Annotated in this window: 14 protein-coding genes; 5 read left to right on the top strand and 9 right to left on the bottom strand. The window is 65.4% G+C overall.

The window, feature by feature from the left end:
* Positions 1-8: 8 nt before the first annotated feature.
* From RT614_RS15650 to prfB, 4 genes are all read right to left on the bottom strand, one after another.
* On the bottom strand, positions 9-329 hold the full coding sequence (locus tag RT614_RS15650; protein WP_313623042.1) for a preprotein translocase subunit TatB: 321 nt from the start codon (positions 327-329) through the stop codon (positions 9-11).
* A 15-nt stretch (positions 330-344) separates the two neighbouring features.
* The gene (gene lysS, locus RT614_RS15645) at positions 345-1,868 is read right to left on the bottom strand and encodes a lysine--tRNA ligase (RefSeq protein ID WP_313623041.1); all 1,524 of its coding nucleotides are present in this window, start codon (positions 1,866-1,868) and stop codon (positions 345-347) included.
* Positions 1,869-1,878: 10 nt separating this feature from the next.
* Positions 1,879-2,634 carry an SDR family oxidoreductase gene (locus RT614_RS15640; RefSeq protein WP_313623040.1) on the bottom strand — a complete coding sequence of 252 codons (756 nt, stop codon included), beginning with the start codon at positions 2,632-2,634 and terminating at the stop codon, positions 1,879-1,881.
* 42 nt (positions 2,635-2,676) lie between these two features.
* Positions 2,677-3,781 (bottom strand): peptide chain release factor 2 gene (prfB, locus tag RT614_RS15635; RefSeq protein WP_313623039.1). Its coding sequence is split into 2 segments (ribosomal slippage): positions 2,677-3,699 and positions 3,701-3,781, totalling 1,104 coding nucleotides; the frame shifts between segments, so codons are not numbered across the junction.
* Positions 3,782-4,036: 255 nt separating this feature from the next.
* On the opposite strand from prfB, the gene RT614_RS15630 reads away from it, so the two are divergent.
* Positions 4,037-5,347, top strand: coding sequence for an MFS transporter (locus RT614_RS15630; RefSeq protein WP_409558480.1), 1,311 nt, complete (start codon positions 4,037-4,039; stop codon positions 5,345-5,347).
* A 71-nt stretch (positions 5,348-5,418) separates the two neighbouring features.
* Here RT614_RS15630 and recJ read toward each other — a convergent pair whose 3' ends face one another.
* Positions 5,419-7,119, bottom strand: coding sequence for a single-stranded-DNA-specific exonuclease RecJ (gene recJ, locus RT614_RS15625; RefSeq protein ID WP_313623038.1), 1,701 nt, complete (start codon positions 7,117-7,119; stop codon positions 5,419-5,421).
* The gene (locus RT614_RS15620; RefSeq protein WP_313623037.1) at positions 7,101-8,042 is read right to left on the bottom strand and encodes a hypothetical protein; all 942 of its coding nucleotides are present in this window, start codon (positions 8,040-8,042) and stop codon (positions 7,101-7,103) included. Before RT614_RS15620 ends, recJ begins: the two co-directional genes overlap by 19 nt.
* Before the next feature lie 178 nt (positions 8,043-8,220).
* On the opposite strand from RT614_RS15620, the gene RT614_RS15615 reads away from it, so the two are divergent.
* The 3 genes from RT614_RS15615 (at position 8,221) to RT614_RS15605 (ending at position 11,058) form a co-directional block, all read left to right on the top strand.
* Positions 8,221-9,453, top strand: coding sequence for a lipoprotein-releasing ABC transporter permease subunit (locus tag RT614_RS15615; RefSeq protein ID WP_313623225.1), 1,233 nt, complete (start codon positions 8,221-8,223; stop codon positions 9,451-9,453).
* Positions 9,446-10,159, top strand: coding sequence for an ABC transporter ATP-binding protein (locus RT614_RS15610; protein WP_313623036.1), 714 nt, complete (start codon positions 9,446-9,448; stop codon positions 10,157-10,159). The genes RT614_RS15615 and RT614_RS15610 overlap by 8 nt, the downstream gene beginning before the upstream one ends.
* A gap of 80 nt (positions 10,160-10,239) precedes the next feature.
* A complete protein-coding gene (locus RT614_RS15605; RefSeq protein WP_313623035.1) occupies positions 10,240-11,058 on the top strand; it encodes a TatD family hydrolase in 819 nt (272 codons plus the stop codon).
* Positions 11,059-11,157: 99 nt separating this feature from the next.
* Here RT614_RS15605 and RT614_RS15600 read toward each other — a convergent pair whose 3' ends face one another.
* The 3 genes from RT614_RS15600 to RT614_RS15590 form a co-directional block, all read right to left on the bottom strand.
* Complete coding sequence (locus tag RT614_RS15600) at positions 11,158-14,067, bottom strand: C1 family peptidase (RefSeq protein WP_313623034.1); 2,910 nt, start codon at positions 14,065-14,067, stop codon at positions 11,158-11,160.
* 242 nt (positions 14,068-14,309) lie between these two features.
* Positions 14,310-15,710 carry an ATP-binding protein gene (locus tag RT614_RS15595; protein ID WP_313623033.1) on the bottom strand — a complete coding sequence of 467 codons (1,401 nt, stop codon included), beginning with the start codon at positions 15,708-15,710 and terminating at the stop codon, positions 14,310-14,312.
* Positions 15,710-16,423 (bottom strand): response regulator transcription factor, encoded by a 714-nt coding sequence (locus RT614_RS15590; RefSeq protein WP_313623032.1) that lies wholly within the window; start codon positions 16,421-16,423, stop codon positions 15,710-15,712. Before RT614_RS15590 ends, RT614_RS15595 begins: the two co-directional genes overlap by 1 nt.
* 212 nt (positions 16,424-16,635) lie before the next feature.
* On the opposite strand from RT614_RS15590, the gene RT614_RS15585 reads away from it, so the two are divergent.
* The gene (locus tag RT614_RS15585; protein WP_313623031.1) at positions 16,636-18,657 is read left to right on the top strand and encodes a ligand-gated channel protein; all 2,022 of its coding nucleotides are present in this window, start codon (positions 16,636-16,638) and stop codon (positions 18,655-18,657) included.
* Positions 18,658-18,691: the final 34 nt, after the last annotated feature.

Genomic DNA, 18,691 nt, shown 5'->3' with positions numbered 1-18,691 from the left:
GCTGGCGTCTAGCCGCGGCGCTTGAGAAACGCGCCCACGGCGCAGGCGATGGACACTGCCAGCAGCGAACCGGAGACGGGCAGGAGGAAGTCGGCTTCGCCGCGATAGCCGCCGCCCGTGACGCCGCCGGCGACGCTGCCCATCCATAGCACGGCGGTCAGGATGGCCGCGACCAGGGCGATGGCCGTGGCGACGCATAGCACGATGAATGCCGGCCGCCGGGCCGGCACGGTCCGGTACGGCGCGCCGGGCAGGACGCGGCGGGGCTGTTTGATCCAGTAGATCAGCCCCGCCACGACCAGCAGCAGCATCAGGATCTTGAAGATCATGACGCCGTCCGCGGCTTAGTCTTCACGGCGCAGGTGCGGGAAGAGGATGACGTCGCGGATGCTGGGGCTGTCGGTCAGCAGCATGACCAGGCGGTCGATGCCGATGCCGCAGCCGCCCGTCGGAGGCATGCCGTATTCCAGCGCGCGGATGTAGTCCGCGTCGTAGAACATGGCTTCTTCGTCGCCGGCGTCCTTGGCTTCGACCTGCGAGCGGAAGCGTTCGGCCTGGTCTTCGGGGTCGTTGAGCTCGGAGAAGCCGTTGGCGATCTCGCGGCCGGTCATGAAGAGTTCGAAGCGCTCGGTGATGCCTTCGCGCGTATCGGAGGCGCGCGCCAGGGGCGAGACTTCCACCGGATAGTCGATGATGTAGGTGGGGTTCCAGAGCTTGGCTTCGGCGGTCTCTTCGAAGAGCGCGAGCTGCAGGGCGCCCAGGCCGGCGCGCGACAGCACGGGGCCGTCGGCGTCGGCGCCCAGCTTCTTCAGTTCGGCGCGCACGAAGGCCGCGTCGTCCAGTTGCGCCTGGGTGTAGCCCGGCGCGTACTTGAGGATCGCTTCGCAGATGGTCAGGCGGTCGAAGGGCTTGCTCAGGTCCAGCTCGCGTTCCTGGTAGGTCAGGACGGCGGTGCCGCTGGCGGAAATGGCGGCCTGGCGGATCAGCTCTTCGGTGAAGTCCATCAGCCAGCGGTAATCCGCGAAGGCTGCGTAGAACTCCATCATCGTGAATTCGGGATTGTGACGCGGGCTGACGCCTTCGTTGCGGAAGTTGCGGTTGACTTCGAAGACGCGCTCGAAGCCGCCCACGATGAGGCGCTTGAGGTAGAGCTCGGGCGCGATGCGCAGGAACATTTCCATGTCCAGCGCGTTGTGGTGCGTGACGAAGGGCTTGGCCGCCGCGCCGCCCGGGATGGGGTGCAGCATGGGGGTTTCGACTTCGAGGAAGCCCGCATTCAGCATGAACTGGCGGATGCTGCCGACGGCCTTGCTGCGCGCTTCGAAAGTGCGGCGCGTGGCGTCCGTCATGATGAGGTCGACGTAGCGCTGGCGGTAGCGCAGTTCCTGGTCGGCCACGCCGTGGAACTTGTCGGGCAGGGGGCGCAGCGACTTGGACAGCAGGCGCGCCGTGGTGGCGTGCACCGACAGTTCGCCCTTGTTCGTCTTGAAGACCGACCCTTCGATCGCGATGATGTCGCCGATGTCCCATTGCTTGAACGCGGCGTAGACGTCTTCGCCCAGCGTGCCGCGTTCCAGGTAGAGCTGGATGCGGCCGGTGCTGTCCTGCAGCGTGGCGAAGCTGGCCTTGCCCATGACGCGCTTGAGCATCATGCGGCCGGCGACCTTGACGGTGACGCCGGCAGCGGCCAGGGCTTCCTGTTCCTGGCCGTCGTACTTGTCATGCAGGTCGGCGGCGCGGGCGTCCGGAACGAAATCGTTGGGGTACGCGACCCCGGTTTCGCGCAGTTTGGCCAGCTTGGCGCGCCGTTCGGCGATCAAGCGGTTTTCATCCTGGGCGGGAGCCGGAGTGGTCGAGTGGTCGGTCATGGTCGGGGGATCAGTCGTAATTGCGGATGTCGTCGATTTCGGTCGTGCCGAAATCTTCGCGATCCAGGTAGGCGAGGATGCGGGAGGCTACGTTGGCGGGCGAGGACAGCTTGCCGGTGGCGTGGAAGTCCTGGAACTTGGCCAGCGCCGGGAAGCTGTCGGGGTCGCTGGCGCGGATGGCGGCCTGCATGTCGGTGTCGACGATGCCGGGGGCCAGTGCGACGATGCGGGCGCCGTCGGCGCCTTGTTCCTGCTTGACCACGCGCGCGTGCATGTCGAGCGCGGCCTTGGTGGCGCAGTACACGCCCCAGCCGGCGTTCGGGTTGCGGCCCGCGCCGGAGGAGATGTTCAGGACGCGGCGGTCGGCTTTGATGTCCGCCACGGCTGCCAGGAATCGCGCCGTCAGCAACATGACGGCGGTGACGTTCAGGTTGAAGGCCGCGGTGATGGCCGCGCCGTCGGTGAGTTCGTCAGTGCGCGCCACGGGATGCACGGTGCCCGCGTTGTTGATCAGCAGATAGCGCTTGGCGTCGCGCGGCAGCGCGGCGCAGATGCGTTGGGCCGCGGATTCGGCCGCTTTCAGGTCCGAGAGGTCCACGGACAGTTGTTCCAGCTGCACATCCTGCGACCGCGCATGGGCGGCGAGCTCGGGGTCTTCGCGGCGCGCCAGGGTGATCAGGCGGGTGCCGGGTTTGACCAGGCCGCGCGCCATGGCGGCGCCGATGCCGCGCGATGCGCCGGTGAGAATTGCAATGGTGTCGGACATTCGTGGACCTCTGGGTGCGTAGAGCGGGAAGAATCGCGGAATTTAGACGTTTTGCTTCAGGCTGGCCTGGATGAAGGGATCCAGGTCGCCGTCCAGCACTTTCTGCGTGTTGGAGATTTCGACGTTCGTGCGCAGGTCCTTGATGCGGCTCTGGTCCAGCACGTAGGAGCGGATCTGGTGGCCCCAACCCACGTCGGTCTTGGAGTCTTCCAGCTTCTGCTGTTCGGCCATGCGGTTGCGCATTTCCAGTTCGTAGAGCTTGGACTTCAGCATCTGCATGGCTTCGGCGCGGTTGCGGTGCTGAGAGCGGTCATTCTGGCACTGGACCACGATTCCGGTGGGAATGTGGGTCAGGCGCACGGCGGAGTCGGTCTTGTTGATGTGCTGGCCGCCCGCGCCCGATGCGCGGTAGGTATCAACGCGCAGGTCGGCGGGATTCACATCGACTTCGAACGAATCGTCAACTTCCGGGTACACGAAGACGCTGGCGAACGACGTGTGGCGGCCGCCGGAAGAATCGAAGGGGCTCTTGCGGACCAGGCGATGCACGCCGGTTTCCGTGCGCAGGTAGCCAAAGGCGTACTCGCCTTCGATCTTGATCGTGGCTGACTTGATGCCCGCGACTTCACCGTCGGATTCTTCAAGGATCTCGGCCTTGAATCCCTTGCGTTCGGCGTACTTGAGGTACTGGCGCAGCAGCATCGAGGCCCAGTCCTGCGCTTCCGTGCCGCCCGCGCCCGCCTGGATGTCCAGGAAGCAGTTCAGGGGATCGGCCGGATTCGAGAACATGCGGCGGAATTCCAGGGCTTCGAGCTTTTCCTGGAACGCGTCGGCGTCCTGTTCGATCGATTCGAGGGTGGCGCTGTCGTCGTCGGACGCGGCCAGCTCGAAGAGTTCCTGGGAGTCGGCGACGCCGGAGCCCAAGGCCGTGAGCGTGCCCACCACGTCTTCGAGCGACTTCTTTTCACGACCCAGATCCTGGGCGTGCTTGGGGTCGTTCCAGACGGCGGGGTCTTCGAGTTCGGCGTTTACGACGTGGAGGCGTTCAGCTTTGGCATCGTAGTCAAAGATACCTCCGTAGAGCCTGTTCGCGCTCCGCGTAGTCGGCGAGGCGGGCTGCGAGCTGGTTCTGACGTTCGGCTTCCATGATGATCCTGTCCTGATGACTTTTGTGCGAAACCTGGCATTTTACCGTGGATGGGCCAAGTTCGCGGGCGCGCTTCGCAAGGTAGGGGACGGGTCGGAATCCGGCGGTTCGCGAGGGTTCATCCGAAGTTGTTCAGTTTTTTGTCAACCAGGGGGTTCTAGCCTGGGGGGCGGCCGTACTGCCCACACCCGGGCGGCGGACCGCGAAGACACCGGCGACCCGCCGGCCTATCCCGTCAGAGGAATGGAGACATAGATGGAAAACACGATGCCCCCCGGGGTCTCGCCGGCGCTGCCCGCAAGCGAGGAGGACCGGATCTACCGCAAGGTGGGCTGGCGACTGGTGCCGCTGCTGGTGGTTTGCTATGTGGTGGCTTACCTGGACCGCGTGAACGTCGGGTTCGCCAAGCTGCAGATGCTGCAGGAACTGCAGTTCAGCGAGACCGTCTACGGGCTGGGCGCCGGCATCTTTTTCATCGGCTATTTCATTTTCGAGATTCCCAGCAACATCATCCTGCACAAGGTGGGCGCGCGGATCTGGATTGCGCGGATCATGATCACGTGGGGCATCATTTCAGCCTGCATGATGTTCGTGACCAGCGTGCACATGTTCTATCTGTTGCGCTTCCTGCTGGGCGCGGCCGAAGCGGGCTTTTTCCCCGGCATCATTCTGTACCTGACCTACTGGTACCCGGCAGCCCGGCGCGGCCGCATCACCACGTTCTTCATGACCGCGGTGCCCATGTCCGGGCTGATCGGCGGCCCGATCTCGGGCTGGATCATGGCGACTTTCCACGGCGATCATGGCCTGTCGGGCTGGCAATGGCTGTTCCTGCTGGAGGGCATTCCTTCGGTGGTGATCGGCGTGCTGGTGCTGATCTATCTGGACGACCGCATCAACAAGGCCAAATGGCTGACCGCCAACGAAAAGGCCGTGCTGATCCGCAATATCGCCGCAGAGGAGCAGCAGAAAGAGGATCCGCCGATCCGCGCCGCGCTGGTCAAGCCGCGTGTGTGGGCGATGGCGCTCATCTATTTTTCGTTCGTGATGGGCTTGTATGGGGTGGGCTTCTGGATGCCGACGCTGATCAAGAGCACCGGGGTGCAAAGCCCGCTGGCGATCGGCCTGTTGACGGCCGTCCCCAACCTGTTCGCCGTGATCGGCATGATCCTGATCTCGCGCAATTCCGACCGTCACCGCGAGCGCCGCTGGCACGTCGCGCTGCCGGCGCTGTTCGGCGCCGTGGGCCTGTTCTTTTCGGCGGTCTGGAGCGGCAACACGGTGCTGGCCATCCTGGCGCTGACCGTGGCCAACATCGGCATCTGCACGGTGCTGCCGCTGTTCTGGAGCCTGCCCACGGCCTTGCTGGGCGGCACGGCCGCCGCAGCGGGCATCGCGCTGATCAACTCGGTTGGCAACCTGGCGGGCTTCGTGAGTCCCTACCTGGTCGGCTGGCTGAAGGACATGACGGGCACGACCAACACGGGGCTGTACATGCTGGCGGGCTGCCTGGTGGTGGGCGCGCTGGTCGCGCTGGCGCAGCCGGCGAAGTTGGTGAATAAGTAAGTGTGAGGATGGGTGTCTGACACCTGAGATTCAGTGTGTCAGACATCCCGACGCTGGAACGCCGGCGGCGGTCAGCCGGCGTGTTCGATGACCAGTTGCACCGACACCATGCCGTTCCAGACGTTCTGCTCAAGCCGGTAGGCGGCCTGGATGCGTTCCGGCAGCGACTGGTCGTGGCCGAACCAGATGGCGTCGAAGCGCTGGTGGCCGCGCTCCAGCGACAGCTTCAGGTGCTTTTCGCCGACCAGCCGCTGGTTGCGCACGACGAATTCGTCCAGGAACAGCGGGGCGGCAAAGCCCGCGCCCCAGACCTGCTGCTGCAGCATGCCGGCCACGTCGGCGTTGGCGTAGCCGGATTCCAGCGAGCCGTCCGTTTCTATGACGGGCTCGAAGGTGTCGCGGCCGGTCAGTTCGCGCACGGCGGCGTCGAACGCGGGCGCGAACGCCGGGAAATCGGACTTGCCCAGCGTCAGGCCGGCCGCCATGGCATGGCCGCCAAACTTGCGGATCAGGTTGGGGTGACGCTTGGACACCAGGTCCAGGGCATCACGCAGATGCACGTCGGGGATCGAGCGGCCCGACCCGCGGATCTCGTCGTCGCCCGCGGGCGCAAAGGCCAGCGTGGGACGCCAGAATTTTTCCTTCAGCCGCGAGGCGACCAGCCCGACGACACCCTGGTGCCAGCCGGGGTCGAAGACGCAAACGGTGGCGCCCGCGGACGCATTGGGTTCTTCCATTGCGGCCAGCGCCTGTTCGCGCATTTCGGCCTCGATCGTGCGCCGTTCCCGATTGATGTTGTCCAGCTCGCGGGCCATTTCCAGCGCCTGCGCTTCGTCGTCGGTGGTCAGGCACGCGATGCCCAGGCTCATGTCGGCCAGGCGCCCGGCGGCGTTGATGCGCGGGCCCAGCGCGAAGCCCAGGTCGAAGCCATTGGCGCTGCGCGGCTCGCGGCCGGCGACGGCGAAGAGCGCGCGCAGCCCGGGTTGCAGGCGCCCGCTGCGCATGCGCTGCAGGCCTTGGGTGACCAGCAGGCGGTTGTTGGCGTCCAGCTTGACCACGTCGGCGACCGTGCCCAGGGCCACCAAGTCGGACAGCGCGTCCAGGCGCGGGCCGCCGTCGGGCGCATAGACGCCACGGCGGCGCAGTTCGGCGCGCAGCGCCAGCATCATGTAGAAGATGACGCCCACGCCGGCCAGATTCTTGGACGGAAAGCCGCAGCCCGGCTGGTTGGGGTTCACGATGGCCAGGGCGTCCGGCAGGGTGTCGCCCGGAAGATGGTGGTCGGTGATGACGACCCCAATGCCGGCGTCATTGGCGGCCGCCACGCCGTCGACGCTGGCGATGCCGTTGTCCACCGTGATGATGATGTCGGGTTTGCCGGCCCGATGTCGGCACGCCAGTTCCACGACCGCCGGCGACAGGCCATAGCCGGTCTCGAAGCGGTTGGGGACCAGGAAGTCGACGTCCGCGCCCATGGCGGACAGCGCGCGCAGGCCGACGGCGCAGGCGGTGGCGCCGTCGCAGTCGTAGTCCGCCACGATGAGCAGTTTTTTACCGGCCTGGATGGCGTCGGCCAGGACGCCGGCGGCGTGGGCCGAGTGCGTCAGGCCGGCGGGCGGAATCAGCGATGGCCAGGCGAGCCGGGTCTGGTCGGGATGGTTCACGCCACGAGCGGCCCACAGACGGGCCAGCAGCGGATGAATGCCGGAGGCTTCGAGGACTTGGCAAGCGGCCAGGTCGGCCGGACGGATGGTTAAGCGGGGTGAGACCACCAGGCGCTCCAGTTCTTCTTGGGCGCGGGCAGCAAGCCGAGCAGGCCCCCGCGCGGTTTCAGGTCAAGGGCGACTTTGCGATCGTCGCCCAGCAGCAGCATTTCCACGGGCATGGCGGGCAGGCCCTTGGGCCCGGCCAGCGGCCGCAGGTGCTGTGCATCGAGTTGCGCCAGCGCGTCCAGCCAGGCAGCCCAATCGCCGGTGCGCTGCGGGGCGTCCAGGCTGGTCAGCACCTGCGCCGGGCTGGCGGGCGCCGCAGTCCAGGGCTTGCCGCCGCCATAGAGCCAAAGCGCGTTGACCGGGGGCAGGCCACGCGCCGCGCGGGCGTCGTTGACGGGGTGTTCATGCCACGCCATCTGTATTTCATTGAGCAGTCGTCGCCATGGGCGCGTTTCCGCATCCTGGCGCCACCATTCGTTCAGGCGCTGTCCCGCCACGGCCGTCGGGCTGGCGGTCTGCGGACGCAGTCCATCGGGCAGGCGCAGGCGCCAGCGCTGCGGCGACAGGGCCTCGACGGCGAACCCGGTGTCCTCGAACAGCGGGCGCGCCGTGTCCAGCAGGGCGGCCGCTTCCTCGGCGCGCAGGTCCATTGCCCCTGGATCCAGCAAATTGGCCTGATCGGCGCCTAGCGCCAGGTGGATCAGTTCGGCCAGCCAGACGTCCTGTCCCTCTTCGGGCTGCCCGGCCAGCAGCGGGCCCAGCCCGGCGCTCAGCAGCAGACCGGGTTCGGGCGTGTATCCGGCGCGTTCGAGCTGCCAGGCTTCAAAGGCCGTGCAGCCGTGCGCGCGCAGGTCGTAGGGCTGGGGCCGGGCCGAAGCGGCCTGCAGCCATCCATGCAGGGTGGGCGCGCGCTCCGGCAGCAGCTTGGCCAGTTCGGCGGCAACGGGTAGGGCGGGCAGGGCGCCCGGAATGACGATCAGCATGGCCGCGATTGTAGTCCCCGGCGGCATGGGGAACTTAGGGGCGGGGCGAACTGCCATACGTTGTCACGCCTGGTCTGGAATCCCCACATCCGCGGGGCGATTCTCGGGCGGTTAATGCAATAATGCGCACGTGCTGAAAATACCCTACGAACTCTGGATAGGCGCCCGTTACGCCGGGTTGGCCCGAATCCGCCAGCGACGCGGGCGCCGCGATCGCTTCATCTCCTTCATCGCCGCCAGCTCCATGGCCGGCATCGCGCTGGGCGTCGCTGCCCTGATCGTGGTGCTGTCCGTGATGAACGGCTTCCAGAAGGAAGTGCGGGACCGCATGCTGTCCGTCCTGCCGCATATCGAACTCTATATACCGGGGGCGTCGCCCGAACGGGTGCTGGAACAGTGGCAGCAGTTCGCCACCGCCGCGGAAAAGAACCCCGAGGTCAAGGCCGGCGCGCCATTCGTGGCGGCCCAGGGCATGCTGGTGCGTGGCCAGGCGCTGCGCGGCGTCCAGGTGCGGGGCATTGACCCGGCCACCGAGGGCAACGTGTCGGACCTGCCGCGCCAGATGGTGTCGGGCAAGCTTTCCGATCTGAAGCCGGGCAGCTTCGGCGTGGTGCTGGGCAACGAACTGGCCGACGGCATGAACGTCAAGGTGGGCGATACGCTGCTGATGATGGCGCCGCAGGGCTCGATCAGCCCCGCGGGATTTGCGCCGCGCATGCGCCAGTTCACCGTGGTGGGCGTGTTCTCGTCGGGTCACTACGAATACGACTCCTCGCTGGCTTTCGTCGACAACGAAGACGCTGCCCGGGTCTTCCGCGAAAGCGGCACTGCCGGCGTGCGTTTGCGCATTGCCGACATGCAAAAGGCGCCCGAAGTGGCGGCCGAGCTTCGGAACGTGCTGCCGCCTTACGTCATGGCCAGCGACTGGTCGCGCAACAACCGCACGTGGTTCGCGGCGGTGCAGACCGAAAAGCGCATGATGTTCCTGATCCTGGCGCTGATCGTGGCGGTGGCGGCGTTCAACCTGCTGTCGTCGCTGGTCATGGCCGTGAAGGACAAACAGTCCGACATCGCCATCCTGCGCACGCTGGGCGCAGGCCCGGGCGAGGTGGCCCGCATTTTCCTGGTGCAAGGCGCGCTGATCGGTGTCATCGGCACGTTGCTGGGCGTGGCGGGCGGCATGATCATCGCGTACAACGTCGATGTGATCGTGCCTTTCATCGAGCGCATGCTGGGCGTGCACTTCCTGCCGCGCGAGATCTATTTCATCAGCGCATTGCCTTCCGATCCCCAGGTTGGCGACATCGTCACGATCGGCGTGACGTCGCTGGTGCTGTCACTGCTGGCGACGCTGTATCCCAGCTGGCGCGCTTCGCGCCTGCAACCCGCACAGGTGCTGCGCCATGACTGATACCCTGACGCAAGAACCCGGGGTTGGAACGACGCCCGCGCTAGAGGCCAACGACATCGTCAAAATCTATGACGAGGGCCCGGCCCGCATCGAAGTCCTCAGCAACGTCAGCCTGACCGTCGCCCGCGGCGAAATGGTCGCCATCGTGGGCGCATCGGGTTCCGGCAAGAGCACCTTGCTGCATATCCTGGGCCTCCTCGACGTCCCCACAAGCGGTTCGGTGTCCGTCGACGGACAGCTCGCCGTGGGCCTGTCCGAGGCCAAAAAGAGCGCGGTGCGCAACCGCAGCCTTGGATTCGTTTACCAGTTCCACCATCTGCTGGCGGAATTTTCCGCCCTGGACAACGTGGCGATGCCCCTGATCGTGCGCCGCGAAAATCGCGACAAGGCTCGGCAGGCCGCGCACGAGGTCCTTGGCATGGTCGGACTGTCCGCGCGGGAAGGGCACTTTCCTGGACAGTTGTCCGGCGGAGAACGGCAACGTGTCGCCCTGGCGCGCGCGCTGGTGACGCGTCCCGTGTGCGTGCTGGCCGACGAGCCCACGGGTAACCTCGACCGGCATACCGCTCACAATATGTTTGAACTGCTGACGCGGGTGAACCAGGAGTCGGGCACGGCATTTGCGATCGTCACCCATGATCCCGAACTTGCCGCCCGCGCAGATCGCCAGTTGCTGATGGAAAGCGGCCGGCTGGTCTCGGGATAGGCATCGACAACGGCGCCGCCCGTCTGGCGCTGGCCACCACGGGGCCGCGGGCGGATAATCCGCACCAGGAGGGCGCGCCCATGCTTATCGACACCCATTGCCATCTGGACGCGGGAGAATTCGACGCCGACCGCGAAGCGGTGGCGGACCACGCCGCCGAAGCCGGCGTCCAGGCCATCGTGATTCCCGCCGTCGAGCGGGCCAACTTTTCAGTCGTGCGCGACCTGGCCGGCAAGATTTCCGGCGGCGCGTACGCGCTCGGCATCCATCCCCTGTTCGTGCAGCGCGCCGCGGATGCGGATTTGGACGCGCTGCGCGCTGCGATCCGGGAATCGCTGGGTGATCCGCGCTTCGTTGCCATTGGCGAGATCGGCCTGGACTTTTTCGTGCCGGAGATCGCCTCTGGCGAGCCGCGCGAACGCCAGGAAAGGTTCTATGCCGCGCAACTGGAAATGGCCGCCGAGTTCAAGCTGCCCGTGCTGCTGCACGTGCGCAAATCCCAGGACATCCTGCTGAAGTACCTGCGTCGCCACGAGCGCATCGGAGGCATCGCGCATGCGTTCAACGGCAGCGCCCAGCAGGCGCAGGCGTTCATCGAACACGGCTTCGCGTTGGGAATGGGCGGCGCCATGACGTACGAGCGCGCCTTGCAGATCCGCCGCCACGCAGTGGATGTGGGTCTGGAGCACCTGGTTCTTGAAACCGATGCGCCCGACATCCCCCCAGCATGGCTGCATCCCCCCAATCGCCGCAACCGTCCCGGCGAACTGGTCCGCATCGCCGAGGTGCTGGCCGAACTGCGCCGAATCACCCCGGGACAGGTGGCCCACGCCACCACCGCCAATGCGATGCGGGTGCTGGATCGGCTGCCGGCAGCCATCCTGGCCGATTCGGAGTGATTTTTTCGGGCTTGGTCCGTTGACGTCGCAACACGCGCCGTCGGCCAATGGAGCCAGTTCACAAGCTGGCCGGGGAGCACTCGATAACGCGGCATGCCGTCAATAGCCGCGCAGGTCGTCCACCTTCATGTCAAGATTGGCGCGGCCGGTGATGTTTTTCAAAGTCCGGCTGATCACGTCAATGCTGTTGTCCAGGCTGCCATGGGTGGCGGGCATTTCCACCGGATTTCCATTGGCGTCGGTGGCCACTTGAATGCTGTCGTCGGTAACCGACCTGGTTCGCGTGTCTAGACCGAAATCCTTGGCGGCCGTGCGCCAAGAACGTAGCACTTCTCCCGTATCCGACGTGCCATCCCACCCGGTATCGCCGGTATTGATTACGCGCTCCATGCCAAGTAGCGGCGTGTGCAGGTCGGCTTCCAGGGCGTTTGACACGAAATAGAGCAAGGACTTGCGATATAGCGGAGTCACCTTGTCGCGACGTTCTACCCGGTCTGAAAGCAGTTCCAGATGGAGCTGTTGCATGACGTTGCCATAATGGGCGTTGGCGAAGGCCACGCTGCAGGCAGGGGCGTACAAATGGACCGAGGCCAGGCGCCCACCCAAGGTCTCGTCCTGGGCGTCGCGCTGCCGGAGCTCTCGCGAGCGCAGAAGATGACCCAGCGCGATGGCGCCCGCCGAGTGTCCAATCAGGTGCAGTTCGAACTTGTCGCCCCAGGTTGTGGCCAGCGACTGCAGCGCATCCAGCAGTAGATCGCCGCCATGCCTTGGCGTGAACGCCAGCATGGCGTTCTCCTTCATTTCGCTCCACAAAGGCCGCGCCAAGGGGCGACCGATAGACTTTTCCACCAGCAAATCCGTGGCGTCGGTAATGGCATCTTCCCAGCCACCCATCAGCACAGGTTGCGAACGCATCTTTTCAGAAATGATGTTGCCGAGTGTCTCGATAAGGCCCGTCTTCCACACCAGAAACAGCGGATAGCAGCCATTTCCGATGAAGAATCTTCCCAGGGCGCTCACGCGTTTTATGGAATCGGCTTCGCTACATAAACCGCCGTGCACATATAGCACCAAGCGTTTGGGGGCTTCCGGGCTCAACGTGCGGAACCAGTCGTCGGGCAGGGCGTAGGCCTGCTGCTGCAACTTGCGGGGTTGCTCATCTTCGGTCAGGTAGCGGCTTACCCGCCCGTCATTGCCCAGCACCACGCTGTGGCGATAAGCCAGTCCGGTGTCCCACCACTTGCTGCGGTCGGCGCCGGCCATGGTCTGGCCGGCTCTGCTGCCGACCTCCAGGCCCCCGGCGATCACTCCCGGCACTCCCAGGGCTATTACCCAGGCGTCCATGCCGTTCGCCAGCCAGTCCAGGTAGGACAGCACGGCGAACCCGCCTTCACCCCAGTCCGTTCCCCACGAGTTCTGCACGATAAAACCCAGGGCGTTGAAGCCGACCAGTGCAAAGGCATGGCCGTCGGTCTGAGAGGGGCGGCCGTCAAACGGGATGCGCGGCAGGCCGGCGTGACTGACCTTGTGCGGTGAGCGCCTTTCGGGCGTCTCCCATGACTGCCAGCCGTTGTGCGTAAACGCGGAGACGAAAACCGCGCCTTGCTGCGCAATGGCGGCCTGCATGTCGACGATGGACTTGGTGTCGACACGGTAGTACACACCCAGCGTTTGCTGCGCCGCATTTTCCGCGAATCCATAATGTGCAGGGTTCGAGGCCTGAGGCGTGTACGGCCAGAACGACTCTAGGCACACGCCATTGTTGAACCAGCCCTTGAGCGCTCCCCGGCAGCTCGACCCGTCGTAGTTTTCGCCCTCGTACTCGTCGTGGCGGCGTGCGAGCGTGTACAGCATGCGCGGGCTTACCGATTCCATCTTGGCCGGGTGTCTGGCCTTGAGCCATCGCAGGTAGTTGATGACGCATGCAAGGCCAAAACCGGTGCAGGCGCCTTCCTGTCCTTGATTCAATATCAATCCCGCGGCCGTGTAGGCTGGCAGAAAGGCTTCGACTTCGCTCTGCGCGGGATATTCGTCGGCCAATGTCGTGGCCTGAGGCTGGAACATTCTGTCTCGCAGGTCGGCGGCGTCCTTCTTCGTGCGCAGGTTGCGCGTAGCAGGCATGGCCGGTGGCGCGGGATCTTCTGCGTGGGTCGCACCTGCACGGCGCTGCGTTCCGGCGACAGGAGGCGCCGCCGTTGGCCAGATGGTTTCCGCGCGCTCGAACACATCCTGGAAATTTTCCAGCCCGTGAGTCCCACCATTGATGAGCCGTCGGGCTGCGGGCATATCGCCGCTTTGAAACGCGTCTCGGAACTTCGGCGCCTTGTCGAGCAAGAACAACGCCAGGAGCAGGGCGGCCACTTCCGGCGCGTTAGCTCTGTCCGGCGAATTCACCAGGTCAATGCCTAACTTTTCGCCGTACTTCTTGTAGTTGGCTTTGCCCGTCAGTTGGATAAAGCCGCGGCCTTTATAGCGCTCGCCATCGCCCGGTGCGCTGTTGCCCAGACCGTTTCGCCCGTCGTATCGACCGAACGGCCTTTCGCCAGGCACGGTATTGAACCGTGACTTGAATTCGGCAATGGGCACGAATCCCTCGGTTTCGGCTCGAATGGTCGCAAGCGCGCCTATCACCATGGCACGATCGGTAAGTCCTACCGCACCCAACGCTGCTTCAATGTACGGCAAGTAGCGAGCGATGTTGGCCGGCTTGGTGGCGGGAAACAGGCGGCTGACAGTGCCAACATTGACCGGTTCAGCGCCCAGACGCAACGGGACGGGCGATGAGAGACCCAGCAGCAACTGGCAACGCGGTCCAATGATGCCGTCCGAGATGGCGCCTATTCCGGCCTGCCAGCGGCGAATTGCGGCGTCAAATTCTCCGTCGATCACCGTACCCGGTTTCTGAAGCACGGCAAATGCCGCGGCGTCGGCGCCCAATGCGCGCGCGAGCGCCTTGCGCAACGGCTCGATGTCGTTGCCCTGATCATCTTTGGATAACAACCAGTTCATGGATATCTCCCAGCCCTGTACGCGTTTGGTCAGCAGGAAAGGCTATTTGCATCGCAGTGCTGGAGATTTTGAAGCAAGTCGGCGGTCGAGCCTGTACCCAATCTTGGGTACGGTTAGTTTGGATTCCAGCCGCGTGAACGGGGGCGTCCATCGTCAGGCGATTTGTGGGTTCGCGTGCGCTCTTTCAAGTTGCAGGAAGACCGTGGACGATGCGATTACACATCGCCGCCAACCAATCTCCCCTAAGCATCCACGCCGCAAATAAGCGGCAGCTCCATGCGCACGCTCAGTCCCTGCGGGGACACATTGCGTGCCGATATCGTGCCCTTGTGCGCAGCGATCGCGGCCTGCGCGATGGATAGGCCCAGGCCCGCGCCGCTGCCTGAACCGCCGCCGGCGGAGCCGGTGCGATAGAAGGGTTCGAAGAGCGATGCCAGTTCGTCCGTGGCCACGCCGGGGCCGCGGTCTTCGACCTCGAGGCTCGCTTCGCTGGCGCTGGTCAACAGGCGCACGCGAATGACGCTGTTCGGCGGCGCGAAGCGCAGGGCGTTGCGCAGCACGTTTTCGATGGCGCTGGCCAGGCTGTCGCGGTCGCCGGCAATCAGCACGGGCGGCGGGGTATCCCAGTCGATGCGCACGTTTCGGCCGCCGGCTTCATAGCGTGCGTCGTCCACCACGCCCGACACGACTTCCGCCACGTCCAGCGTTTCGGAGGGCACGGGCATCGCGCCCACTCGGGCAAGCCTCAGCGTGTTGCCCACCAGCGCATCCAGACGCTCGCATTCGCGTTCGATGCGGTCCAGCTGCAGGTCGCGCCTTTCGTCGTTGCGACGCGCCAGTTCGGCCGCAAACCGCAGGCGAGCCAGCGGGGAGCGCAGTTCGTGTGCGACGTTGTGCAGCAGTTGTTCGCGCGTATCGACCAGGGCCTTCAGCCGGACCGCCATCGCGTCGAAGTCGCGGGCGAGCAGGCCGAGTTCATCCTTGCGCTTTGCCAACTGGGGCGGCGTGTGGGTGTCGAGTCGACCCGCGGCTAGTGCATGCGTGGTCTCGCGCAGTTGCGCCAGCGGTGCGGTGATGTGGCGCGTCAAGGCCCAGCAGAAGGGGGCGGTTACCGCAAGGGCAAAGAGCAGCAGGGCCAGCGCCACCGGCGACAGCGCCAGCACTTCCCAGCGCGACGAGTCGAATGGCAGGAAGAGCATCAGCAGTTCCGAGCCGTCCGGCAGGGTAAGCACCTGTGGCTCCCACCAGGAGACCCGCTCGCCTGCGGGGTCGGCGGGGGCGTAGTCCGATTGCGGCGGTCGGTCCGGCGACGCGCGGTACGCGCTGAGCCAGTCCTGAAGACGCGTGGGCAGGCGCCTGCCCAGGATGTCCGCGTCCTGGGCATCCATGATGTAGATCTTCAGCGCGGAATAATGGTCATCCATGGCGCGGACCCAGCGTTCCAGTCCGTCTTGCCCTTGCGTGCGCGCAACCTGCGTGGCGTCGCGCGTGAGGTTGCCGGGATTCAGTCCGTCCAGCGAATTGAAGCGGTACCAGGCAACCGCGGCGGTCAGCATCATGCCGCACACCAGGATGACGGCCATGGCGCCCCAGAACGTCAGGAAGGCTCGCCAGAAGAGCGAGCGTGTGGGCAGGCGGGCCATCACGCGGCGCCGGCCAGCACGTAGCCCAGACCGCGCAGGTTGCGGATGGACAGGGAGTCGGCCTGGTTGTCCAGGCGCAGCTTCTTGCGCAGGCTGCTTATATGGGTGTCGATGCTGCGGTCATAGCGGTCCGGCGCGCGGCCCAGCGCGTACAGGCCGATCTGATCGCGAGCGATCACCTGGCCGGGGGCGCGCATGAGGATCTCAAGGATGCGCTGCTCCGCGCCGGTCAGCATGACCTCGTCCACGCCGAAACGGGCGCGGCCGGTGGCGGGGTCCAGTGACAGCGGACCCAGGTTCAAGCAAGGGCTGGCGGCGGCGGGGGTTTCCTCGAAGCGGCGCATCACCGCGGTGATGCGGGCCTTGAGCTCGCGCGGGCTGAAGGGCTTGGCCAGATAATCGTCGGCTCCGAATTCCAGGCCCAACACGCGGTCGGTCTCGCCGCCGTGCGCGGTGAACATGATGACGGGACGGCGCGACCGCTGCCGATAGTGCTTGAGCAAGTCCAGTCCGTTGCCGTCGGGCAGCATCAGGTCGAGCAGCACCAGGTCGAAATCGTCCTGCGCCAGCAGGGCTTGTCCCTGAGCGCCGGTGTGGGCCAGCGTGAGCTGGCAGTGACTGGGTCCCAGATATTCACGCAGCATCTGCGCCAATTCGACGTCGTCGTCGATGAGCAGGATGCGGCGCGCTACCGCTGTGTGATTGAAAGGCATGCGTCGGGAGCGTCGTGCATTCGGCAGTTTGGCCGAACGCAGTTCGCCGGAGTGTCAAGAAGTGCAAAGAAGATAAAAGTTGCGGAAAGCGTGTTGCCGGCTCCCGCCAGCCCCAATTCTAATATGAGAATGGTTTTCATTAATAAGTGGAAAGCCGGTGCAGTGCCGCGCGTGGGGCGCGGTGCGAGCCTGGGACGGGAGAAGTTGGAATCATGAGCAGGAAAGAACTGGCCGCTGGCCAGCGCATCGTCGCGTCGCGCACGCAACTGGCCGCCGCCCTGTGCGCAGCGGGTTTTGGCCTGGGACCCGCCGCGGTCTGGGCGCAGCAGGCCGACACCACGCGGACGATGGACACCGTGGTGGTGACGGCAAGCGGCTTCGAGCAGGAGATACGCGACGCGCCCGCTTCGATCAGCGTCATCACGCGTGAAGACCTGGACAAGAAGTTCTACCGCGACCTGAACGACGCGCTGGTGGAAGTGCCCGGCGTCATCGTGACCGGCGGCGGCGACCGCCAGGACATCAGCCTGCGCGGCATGGGTCCGAAATACACGCTGATCCTCATCGACGGCAAGCGCCAGAGCTCACGCGAGACGCGCACGAACTCGGATTCGACGGGCGTCGAAGGCGGCTGGACGCCGCCGCTGTCCGCCATCGAGCGCATCGAAGTGGTCCGCGGTCCGATGTCGTCGCTGTATGGCTCGGACGCCATGGGCGGGGTGATCAACATCATCACGCGCAAGGTCCCCGCTGAATGGCACGGCGAAATCCGCATGGATACGACGATCCAGGAAAGCAGCAAGTCGGGCGACATCTACCAGGGCAATTTCTACCTGGCTGGCCCGATCAAGAACGACCTGCTGGGCCTGCAGATCTACGGCCAGGCCACGCAGCGTGATGAAGACGACATCTACAACGGCTACCGCAAGCGCAATGCTGAAAGCGTGACCGCGAAGCTGGCGCTGACGCCCAACCGCGACCACGACATTGTGCTGGAAGCGACGACCATGCGCCAGAAGTTCCAGGACACCCTGGGCAAGACGGTGCAGCCGCTGGCGCCGGGCGAGGCGTGCGCGCGCACAGGCTGCCCGGCCTCGTCGGAAACCGACTACCGCAGCAACAAATGGGCGTTGTCGCACACCGGCCGCTGGGGCTGGGGCGTGTCCGACAGCTACGTGCAGCAGGAAGAGTTCGACAACCGCTCGCGGCAAATGAAGATCAAGAACCTGGACCTGCAGACCTCGTGGTCCCTGCCGCTGGGTTCGCACATGCTGACGCTGGGCGGCAGCTATCTCAACCAGCGCCTGGACGACCAGACCGGCAACCAGCTTGCCGGCGGCCCCAACAAGGTCGAACGCTACCAATGGGCCCTGTTCGCCGAAGACGAATGGCGTCTGACAGAGAGCTTCGCGGTCACGGGCGGCCTGCGCATGGACGAGGACGAGAACTTCGGCAGCCATTTCAGCCCGCGCCTGTACGGCGTGTGGCACATGGCGGAACGCTGGACCCTGAAGGGCGGCGTGTCCACGGGCTTCCGCGCGCCCGACTTGCGCCAGACCGTGGCGGGCTGGGGCCAGACCAGCCGCGGCGGCAACATGTACGGCAACCCGGACCTGACGCCCGAAAAGTCGGTGACGCAGGAAATCGGCCTGATCTATGACGATGGCGAAGGCTTCAACGCCGGCCTGACGCTGTTCAACAATGACTTCAAGGACAAGATCACCCGCGTGGCTTGCCCGTTGACGCAGTGCACGGACGGCCCCAACCAGTTCGGCGCAAATCCCACCACGTACATGAACGTGGACAAGGCCGTGTCGCGCGGCGTGGAAGCCAGCCTGAAGCTGCCGCTGTCCGCCGACTGGTCGTTGACCAGCAGCTATACCTTCACGAAGTCCGAGCAGAAGTCGGGCCAGTACAAGGGCGAGCCGCTGAACCAGCTTCCCAAGCACCTGTTCACCACCACCGTGAACTGGCAGCCGTCCGATGCGCTGCAGGGTTGGGCGCGCGTGAACTTCCGTGGCCGCGAAAGCCAGCCCACCACCGGTCCGTCCTCGGACGCGCTGGTGGCGCCGTCCTACACCTTCGTGGACCTGGGCGGATCGTACGCCGTGAACAAGACCGTGTCGGTCTATGCCGGCATCTACAACCTGTTCGACAAGCAGGTCGCCTACGACGACTTCGGCTATGTCGAAGACGGCCGCCGCTACTGGCTGGGCGTGGGCGTGAAGTTCTGATGACGACGGGGCGCCCTCGGGCGCCCCTAAACAG

The organism is Achromobacter sp. (assembly GCF_032102605.1).
Taxonomy (GTDB): Bacteria; Pseudomonadota; Gammaproteobacteria; order Burkholderiales; family Burkholderiaceae_B; genus Achromobacter.
The sequence above is the reverse complement of the archived record's forward strand: the minus strand, read 5'-3'. Positions and strand labels throughout refer to the sequence as shown.